We start from the raw sequence: 8,631 nt of genomic DNA, 5'->3' as shown, positions 1-8,631 counted from the left end.
ATTTAAAGAAGCTTAAATTAGGGTTAAAATACGGAGTTTATTTGGCTGTGCATGGATTTAAGAGGTTGCGTGAGGCGCCGCCACGAATTTAAGAAAGTGAAATCCGCGGCGGCGGTCATTTTTCAAACCGATACGGGTGTTGTCCTGAAATTTTCCAAATTCAGGAAGAACCCACGGTACGGCGTCATGCCTTTGTGAAATAAGTTCCACAAGAGGGAGCCGCCCATTTGGGCAAGGGTCGAATTGATAAACAAGTCTTGTTTTTCGAGGGCTTCGGCAAGGGAGCAGCTTGGGGTATTGTCCTGATTTTCCGACTGGCGCAGGAGTGCGCCGAACTCCTCGGTTACAAAAGGCAGGGTAGCTACGGTTTCAAAAGTATCGGATGTAGGCTGTTGTATCGCCCCCGATTGTGGAGAGGATGACCTGACCTAACGCTTCGCTGTTCCCGAAATCCATCCAGTATCGGGGTATACTTTTTTCCTTCGTTGCTGCTGGGTTAGCAGTAGCTGCTCCGGGTTCTGTATAATCCTTATACCGGGTAATGCCCATACCCACGTTGGTAAGGTCGGTCGTAATGGTTTTACCCTCATAACTCACCACCATCTGGATTTTATTACGTTCGTCGGTTTGCGCTGCCAGGTTTAACGTACTCAATAACAATACTGAGAAAATAGAAAGTTTAATAATGCTTTTCATGATCTAATAGTTTGAATAAATGATTTGGTTAATGTAATTAGGTAACACGTTTGGTGTTGATGGAGGGAACCCACTGGTCGTTGCGGCACCTTGGGCAGGCCCCGGGCTGTGCCCGTTGCTCAGTGTAAGCGCAATAGGTGCACGAATAATACCCTTTAACATTAATGTCCTTCGATCGCTTTGCATAGGGCTTAGGAAGTACGGGCATTCCATAGATAACATTATCATCTTCAAAATAAAAGAAACTCACCTTGCCATTCGATTCTAAGATGGCTGTCTCGACCTGCCCGGTATGCGATATCCCGGCTTCGCGCATCTCCGCGAAGAATTCATCTTTAGCAAAGGTGTTTGTTGCTTTTTCTTCGAGGGTGAACAGGCCATCCTCTATTACGTACATAGCCTTTCCTTCTAAGATATCCTCAAATCGTTTTGATTTAGCCGCCAGGTACGTCAACAGCCTGTAAAACAGAAGCACTGCGCCAAAAACAATAACTGACGGTATGATAGCCATTTCATCATTAAACATAGGGTCACCCGCCGCCGAACCCAGCGCAATGATTATAGCCACCTCAAAGATACTGAGCTGCCGCACCCCCTTTTTTCCGGATAGTCGAAGCATTAATAAAATCAGGGCAAACATCAGGATCGTCCTGAAGATAATCTCTAATGCAAATGACCAGTCCAGGTCTGATAGAAAAATTTTATTCCAGTCAAATTCCATTTACTTAATTTTTAGGCGGCAGATTGCATGTCAAAACACAAAATGCATTTTATTTTGTCCGTGTCCTCATTTTCGATACAATGCGATTTCGTAAGCAGCACCTCATGTTTAACTAACGCCTCAAAGCATCTTTTATAAATTGCTTCCCTGTCCTGTAGGGTCAGCATATCTAAGGTCACCCGCACTTCGACGACAAAACTGATGGTGTATGGTGCCTGAAGATAGGATAGCGAATTGTCAAAACTGTATTCAGTGGTCCAGTTAAAATCGGCCAGTTCGAGCATCCTCTGAGCGATTTTTTGGGCTACCAACTGCGACGCGTCGGGACTATGGGATATTGCCCCAATGTCGCTGACGGGTTCAGGCGATACAAAAGTCATGGTATAGGTATACATTGTTTGCCGGTTTATCATAAAAGTACACTGCCTGTAGTACAAGAATTTGTTAATTAACAAAAGAATAGTTTTTGGAAATTGCTCACTACCTACGCAATAATTTGATGACCTGTAGTTGTATTTTAGAAATGTTTAACGGGGGAATCCCCGGTATATATTATTTTATGAGTAACTTGATATACGCAACAAATTCATTCAATCTTAATCGCATCGCTACGACAATGGAAGCACCTCATACCAAAAAATTACTCTCACTTTCCGCCTCTGCACGCAGGCAGGTTTTATCCTGCTCAGTTCTCTTTGGGCTTTATAGTTTTTATTTACTGATCGAGGTGCTGGATTTCCTGGCCTTGCTGCATTCTAAAGAACCGGACTATAGTGCGACTTATACTATAGTGCATGTTGCTTACTTTATGGTGGAGATGGTGGTTTGCCTGGGGCTGGCGTTATGGATAGCGATTATAAATCCAAAACGAACCGACAACTATATCCTGCTCGGGATTATCCTCGCTGCCATTACGTTGTTCAGGATCATAATGGTGTATTATCTTTACCATTACTCCGAACCGACCTATCATTTTGTACCTTACATCTATAAGCTCGCCAACCCACTGAGCAATTTCTTCCGGTTTACTTTTATCTACCTTCAGATAATAATAACCTTAATTGCAAGCATCACGTGTTTCAGGGCTTACTCTGCAAGTAGGAAATTACAAGTTGAAAAATCACGGATGGACACATAATCCCGGCACGATTTATATAAATGTTTGTTAATAAGGCTGCGTGCCGCTACATCGATATATTTAGCAGTCTTTTAAATCTTTATATTTGAGTAACGATCCAACCTTACAATAAAAATATATCCTTCTTCAATAAATGGCCAGGGAAATAAAAGCGATACAATGCCCGAAATGCGGCTCCACAAAGAAAGTGGAGATCAGGGCAGATTATTACAGATGCACAAATTGCGATACCGAATATTTTCTGGACGATGATGATATCACCATTACCCATAATGTAAACTATAATCCTGCCCACACCGGAAACGCTCCTGTCAAAAAACCTGCAGCAGTCATAGGCCTTGTATTTCTATTTATAATTATCGGCTCTTTATTGGCATTCTGGTTAACATTTCAATCATCAAATTCGCCTGATACAGTCTTAGGCGTCGAAAAACCGGATACAGAATATAGTTGGCGGGACCACGATGTTGTGGCTTTTACAGATGAAAACAATATGCCAATCTTGATACTATTTGGGCAGCGGGACATAATAACAGGTGATGACACGTCAAAATCGGGTAAGTATGCTATCTATTACGACTTTTTATCCGGTAAAGAAATAAAGGCGGAGCGCTTTGAAATACCCAAAGCGGAACGCGAAAATTTTGTTTTTAAGACTTTCAGGAATGGCGATGTTTATGCCATAGCAAACAACATGCTACTGTACAAATTAGACAAGCAATCTATGAGCCTTAAGTCAGTTACAACGCTTGATAAGGAACACGCAGAGTTATCTGCCGGTATAGCAGATTACGATTTTATAAATGATAGTTATGGTGACGGTATGAAGGTACTTACCAATGACGGTAAAAATTATTCGTACTACCCAATTGCAAATGTTGTATTTGACAAGGATCAGGTACGGCAAGCAGAGCGTTCCCTGAAAATTAAAGATGCAAAAGCTAAAACAATTACGTTCTACGACTTCAGCCAACAGAGTACGAGCTTCCCGGATGAGAAAATACAACTTTACAAGTTTACCCAAAAAGATAATATGGGGGGGCCTAACGACTGGACGTACTTTGAATGGAGCAGTTATTACGGCAACAATGGGGCACTTATAAAGCAGCCCTACAGGGGAACTGGCGACCTGCTAATTAAGTATAAAGACCTCACACCGGGGAGGTTATATTTTTCGCCAAAAACGCTTTTTTATGATGAGGATTATATCCTGATCAGTATGAAAACAACTGCCGGCAAAAATGCCAAAGTTGCCCTGCAATGCCTCGATGCTAAAACAGGCGACATTGTATTTACTTATCCCTTTACTGACGACGTTTATTTGGATGAAAATGCCATCAGGTATAAAAACGGCTTTGTGGCATTTTCCGGCATGTTTGCCGTGGCCGTAGATATGAACGGTAAATTGGTTAAAGAATTTAAACTATTATAATATGGGTTTAGGAGATTTTTTCAGGGGCCAGCTCTCACAGGTTATTGAGTGGAAAGACCAGCAGCCGGATGTATTGGTCTACAAATTCCCGTCTCACAGTGATGAGCTTAAAAATGCATCAAAACTTATAGTAGCTCCCGGACAGGGCGCTATTCTGGTATACGAAGGTAAAGTGACCGACCATTTGAGCGATGAGGGAATATTCGACTTAGAAACAGATAATCATCCGTTCGTGACCACATTGCTTAAGCTGCGAACCAATTTTGAAAGTGAGCATAAATTGAAGGTCTACTTTTATCGCACAGCCGAAATTGTAAATCAGGGATGGGGTACCTCGCAGCCCGTAAAATATATGGATCCCTTTTACAAAATTCCTGTAGAACTCGGTGCTAACGGAAGTTTTTCTTTTAAGATAGCCGACCCGTTGTACCTGTTCTCAAACGTGATCGGCTCGCAGGATACATACTATGTTTCGGAAGCTCGACAGTTGCTACAGAGCAGGTTTCCCCAAAGCCTTGCTTCGGTACTGGCACAAAGTGGCCTCTCTTACCAGCATATCGACGCACAGCTGCCCAGCCTTTCTGAAAAAATCAGTGAACAGCTGCATCCTGAAGTTACAAAGCTAGGGTTTGCACTTACAGACTTTAAAATAAACGGGACGCTGTTTGACAAGGCTACCAGTGAACGTATTGGTAAAGTAGCAGACATTACTTCTGACGCGATGGCTGCGGGCGAAGGCGGGCTTACCTATGTAGAAATGGAAAAACTGAAAGCCCTGCGCGATGCGGCACGCAATGAAGGCGGCCTTGCCGGTGCGGGGTTGCAATTAGGCGTTGGCATGGATCTGGGTAAAACATTTAATGTTGCGAAGGACGCACAATTAAACGCGGATGCGCCGGACATCGTTTCTAAATTGCAGCAATTAAAATTGTTGCTTAACGAGGGTATTATAACCCAGCAGGAGTTTGATGATAAGAAAAAAGAATGGCTGGACAAATTTTAAAATAATTCACAATGAAACGTATCGTTGGCATTATACTACTGCTGCTCAGCATTGCGCTGATAGGAATACTCGTACTCAGAATTTGGGGTATTGAGATTGTCAGCCTGACTGCTGTGCTAAAAAGTACCACAACTCTTGTATTACTGGGCGTTGCAATTATTATACTTATAATTATTTACGGCGCACTATTGCGTAATGACCGTCGCGGCTACGACCGCAAAAGTGGCAGCAGGGCACATCCTAAATTATAATTTACATCAAAAGTGGCTAAGAATATAAAAGCAATCAAATGCCCAAACTGCGGCAGCATCAAAAAAACAGAAATAAAGACTGACTATTTTCGTTGTCTAAATTGTGATACAGAATATTTTTTAGACAACGATGATATCAATATAAATATCAGTCACACACCTTATCAGGATTTTTCAGGTGCTACAGTGGCAAAAAAAAATACGCAGCGTGTTGTAATTATTGCGGTAGTGGCTGTCTTAATCTTATTTATAGTAGCTAATGCAGTTATCGGTTCTTTCTCAAACAATACTACCATTCCGGCCTACAAACCTGATGATAAATATGAATATTACAGTGGTGAAATTGTTTATCAAAACTCAGCTACAGGCAAGGCGGTGTTCATGCGTATAGGGCGGGAAAATATAGTAGGCGAAAATAATAACGTAGATTATATCAACGTGCACGCAGTATTTATAGACCCTGTTACTAAGAAACAAATTAAAGACCAGCTGATATTTGAGCGTAAAAGGCGCCTTGATGACCACCAATCCCTATTTGAAACGTTTCAGGATGGAACGATCTATATGACCTATGCTGACGAAAAATTATTTACACTTGATCGTAAAAGCAATGAATTAATTGATGTTACCAAATCGCTCTTCAACAGCCATCCTGAATTAAGTGCCGGGCTGGCCACCATCAGCCTGAGGAGTGAGTACTTTGACCTGCTTACTAACGATGGGAACAAATACTTTTTTGTACCGAATGGTGATTTGCTTACTTCTGATTATGACGAGAGGGATGAAGCGATTTACAACACGTATCCTGCAAGCTGGTTTCAGTTTGACAATTCTGATAGATTAATGAAAATTACTGCGGAAACCGGCAAAACTAAAACTGCTATTAATTTGGTTCCTAACAGAAAGTTCTTCGACCCTGAAATACTGTATCAGGACGACGTAAGCCTAATTATAGCTACAGGCGCAACCGCCAAGCCTGAAGGACCTGTAATGCTGCAAAGTTTAAATGCAAACACCGGCGAGATACTATGGACGCAGCCTTCCATCACTTTTAATTACGAAAGTGCTGCAAAGTGTATGGAGGGTTTTGCAATAGAATATGCATCAGATGACGACCATGATTATGTATCCGGGGTATTGGTTATTTCTCCGGCAGGAAAAGTTGTAAGTGATTACCAAATTAAACGTGGGGAGTAATCCACAATAATACTTAGTAATAAGATAACCTGGATTTCAATATATTCATTATCACATCAATCCATATTACATCTTTAATTTACAAAGTCATTCGATTAAGTGACCATCTACTTCACGATGAGGAACCGCTATGCAGTAGATGGCAGCCCTGAAGGCTGCCCGCGCGCAATAAAAATCCTACAAGCTTGTTTAACTATATAACATAATAATATTTGCAGCGCTGCTTTGCAGGGCTGCGGTTTTACCTCAGTTCAGTATCAGTGCAGCTGCCCCGTTTTTGGCAAAGTCATCGCACAGGTCAAAGGCTTTTTGTCCTCGTGCCTGTGCTGTCCCACCTAAGAATATGGATTTCAGTTTATCTTCACCCGTTTTGAAGTTGCGTACATTTTGGTAATAGCCCGTAACGCTATTGTATGCACCGAACAATGTGCCTTTGGTCGTTTCCATGCTTTGCGTATCATCTGCCATTGCGTACTCAAAAGCAGCCTCACAGGCATTTTTATACATGGTTGAAAGTTCATTAGCAGCCCCTTTTTTCAAAAGGTTGTAGGTTTCTTTATTTGGGCAAAGGGCTAACTGTATCAGTTCTTTGACCTGTTTATCTTCAATGCGGGTTTTTGCCCACTGGTTAAAAATGCCCTCCAACTGTAAAGACAGGTTATCGGCAACGCCCATCACTTTGTGCGCCTGCTCCAGGCGTTCTTTAGCCCCTGCGGTGTGGCGTATGCGTACCACGTTCGTGGCTGTTTTCATCGCTGCATTTAGTGTGTTTTGGCAAACAACTCTTACAGGCGTAAAGGCTGCGGTTATGCTGCCGCTGCCATCGTGGGAGGTAGTCAGGAAAATGTATTTATTAGTTACATCATCGCCATTGCCTACACGGATATAGCCGGGCAGTTTGGCGGTAATGAAAATACGTTCCCCATTACCAATTGCGCCAGCTGTTTCATAGAGCACCCCATCGCCACCGCCTACAATGGCATCAAAAAAGGCGAATGCATCGGCATTCTGCACGATTTGGTAATCCTTGCCGACCACACCGAACACTGCTTTGGTATCGGTGCGCATCGTGGCGAACTGGTCAGGAACGGGGAAACTCTCAAAAAGCCCAGTGCCTTTGGCAAAAATCGGGGTTTTAGCCACTTCGTAGTCCAAGCCAGCAAAGGCAATTGCCTCGCGGCTTGTAGGGTAGTCTTCTACAATCTGACCTAATCCGTGCCATGCAGGCTGCTTAACGCTCATAAATGCGTGCTGCCCTGTCTGTGTGTTGAAATTTAAATTATGTGCCATAATCGTTCAATTTAAAATGATACAATCTGTTTGTATCTCCTGCCTGTCCTCTAATCTGGTACAGTCCTGCCTCGCTTGCGCTCCGCAAAACTTTTTCCCAAAAGAAAACCGGAAAAAGAAAGCAGGTAAACAATGCGGGTAAAGCGGTAAAACAAAAGGAAACGGAATAAGTCCCGAAGGGTGGGTTTGTGAGTGTGTGAGCAAAGCCATAATGCCGTAGTCTTTTGCTTTTACCACTGGCTTTACCCGCAATACATTAGCTGCCTTTTAACGGTGCATCTTGGGAAAAGTTCTATCAATGTATTTTGACAATACATCATCAGACTAAAAATAGCAACGCCAACGGGCATCGAACAGCTAATGATAACTAACTGGCCAATTGAGGCCAATATTCGCCATAGCATGACTATATCGGGCTTATATCCAACCTGATCATTATATTCACTCTGTAATAAATGAGGAAAACCGTAAATGGAAAATGATAGCCCGTATAAAAAGTATAAAGGAGGCAGGCATCCAAAGGATGACCGTGCTGTTTATCGTTATTCCATCAGCCTGACTGCGGCTGAAAATGCTAAGTTTCTTTCGTTATTCGAACAATCGGGTATGAATGTCATGGCACATTTTATCACCGCCTGTATTTTCCAAAAAACAATCACTACAGTAAAAATTGATAAAGCCGCAATGGATTACCATGTGAAGCTTACTGGCTTGTTCGGGCAGTTTCGTGCGATCGGTATAAACTACAACCAATTGATCAAAATGCTGTACAGTAACTTCACGGAAAAAAAAGCGGGGGCTTATCTGTACCGTTTGGAAAAGCAGACCATGGAACTTTCAGCATTAGCCAAAAAGATCATACAGCTTACTACAGAGTTTGAAACCAACCATCTTAAAAAGTAA

General features: G+C 42.4%; 9 protein-coding genes and 1 pseudogene. 6 read left to right on the top strand and 4 right to left on the bottom strand.

Going from position 1 to position 8,631, the window contains the following annotated elements; translation table 11 throughout:
* Nucleotides 1-122 precede the first annotated feature (122 nt).
* From FMM05_RS11545 to FMM05_RS11535, 3 genes and pseudogenes are all read right to left on the bottom strand, one after another.
* Nucleotides 123-468: pseudogene (locus FMM05_RS11545) on the bottom strand (PRTRC system ThiF family protein); the annotation flags it as partial.
* A 265-nt stretch (nt 469-733) separates the two neighbouring features.
* Nucleotides 734-1,315, bottom strand: a complete 582-nt coding sequence (locus tag FMM05_RS11540; RefSeq protein WP_221932266.1) for a DUF421 domain-containing protein — start codon at nt 1,313-1,315, stop codon at nt 734-736.
* 113 nt (nt 1,316-1,428) lie between these two features.
* On the bottom strand, nt 1,429-1,872 hold the full coding sequence (locus FMM05_RS11535; protein WP_143373534.1) for a hypothetical protein: 444 nt from the start codon (nt 1,870-1,872) through the stop codon (nt 1,429-1,431).
* Nucleotides 1,873-2,033: 161 nt separating this feature from the next.
* Between FMM05_RS11535 and FMM05_RS11530 the strand changes: the two genes are divergently transcribed.
* From FMM05_RS11530 to FMM05_RS11510, 5 genes are all read left to right on the top strand, one after another.
* Entirely contained in the window at nt 2,034-2,555 is a 522-nt protein-coding gene (locus tag FMM05_RS11530) for a hypothetical protein (RefSeq protein WP_143373533.1), read from the top strand.
* Between the two features lie 133 nt (nt 2,556-2,688).
* Entirely contained in the window at nt 2,689-3,987 is a 1,299-nt protein-coding gene (locus FMM05_RS11525; RefSeq protein WP_143373532.1) for a zinc ribbon domain-containing protein, read from the top strand.
* A gap of 1 nt (nt 3,988) precedes the next feature.
* The gene (locus FMM05_RS11520) at nt 3,989-4,990 is read left to right on the top strand and encodes an SPFH domain-containing protein (RefSeq protein WP_143373531.1); all 1,002 of its coding nucleotides are present in this window, start codon (nt 3,989-3,991) and stop codon (nt 4,988-4,990) included.
* Nucleotides 4,991-5,001: 11 nt separating this feature from the next.
* On the top strand, nt 5,002-5,241 hold the full coding sequence (locus tag FMM05_RS11515; RefSeq protein WP_143373530.1) for a hypothetical protein: 240 nt from the start codon (nt 5,002-5,004) through the stop codon (nt 5,239-5,241).
* A gap of 186 nt (nt 5,242-5,427) precedes the next feature.
* Nucleotides 5,428-6,438 (top strand): hypothetical protein, encoded by a 1,011-nt coding sequence (locus FMM05_RS11510; protein WP_143373529.1) that lies wholly within the window; start codon nt 5,428-5,430, stop codon nt 6,436-6,438.
* Nucleotides 6,439-6,684: 246 nt separating this feature from the next.
* Here the strand turns inward: FMM05_RS11510 and FMM05_RS11505 are convergent, their stop codons facing one another.
* Nucleotides 6,685-7,728, bottom strand: a complete 1,044-nt coding sequence (locus tag FMM05_RS11505) for a DUF932 domain-containing protein (protein WP_143373528.1) — start codon at nt 7,726-7,728, stop codon at nt 6,685-6,687.
* Nucleotides 7,729-8,199: 471 nt separating this feature from the next.
* On the opposite strand from FMM05_RS11505, the gene mobA reads away from it, so the two are divergent.
* On the top strand, nt 8,200-8,631 hold the full coding sequence (mobA, locus tag FMM05_RS11500) for a conjugal transfer protein MobA (RefSeq protein ID WP_143373527.1): 432 nt from the start codon (nt 8,200-8,202) through the stop codon (nt 8,629-8,631).

The organism is Flavobacterium zepuense, from assembly GCF_007097145.1.
Classification (GTDB): domain Bacteria; phylum Bacteroidota; class Bacteroidia; order Flavobacteriales; family Flavobacteriaceae; genus Flavobacterium; species Flavobacterium zepuense.
Note: the sequence above shows the minus strand (reverse complement) of the source record. Positions and strands in the feature narration are given on the sequence as shown.

Coding starts and splice junctions, on each gene's coding strand:
- FMM05_RS11540 (WP_221932266.1), bottom strand. CDS start 1,315: ATGCTTCGACTATCCGGAAAAAAGGGGGTGCGGCAGCTCAGTATCTTT.
- FMM05_RS11530 (WP_143373533.1), top strand. CDS start 2,034: ATGGAAGCACCTCATACCAAAAAATTACTCTCACTTTCCGCCTCTGCA.
- FMM05_RS11525 (WP_143373532.1), top strand. CDS start 2,689: ATGGCCAGGGAAATAAAAGCGATACAATGCCCGAAATGCGGCTCCACA.
- FMM05_RS11520 (WP_143373531.1), top strand. CDS start 3,989: ATGGGTTTAGGAGATTTTTTCAGGGGCCAGCTCTCACAGGTTATTGAG.
- FMM05_RS11515 (WP_143373530.1), top strand. CDS start 5,002: ATGAAACGTATCGTTGGCATTATACTACTGCTGCTCAGCATTGCGCTG.
- FMM05_RS11505 (WP_143373528.1), bottom strand. CDS start 7,728: ATGGCACATAATTTAAATTTCAACACACAGACAGGGCAGCACGCATTT.
- mobA (WP_143373527.1), top strand. CDS start 8,200: ATGGAAAATGATAGCCCGTATAAAAAGTATAAAGGAGGCAGGCATCCA.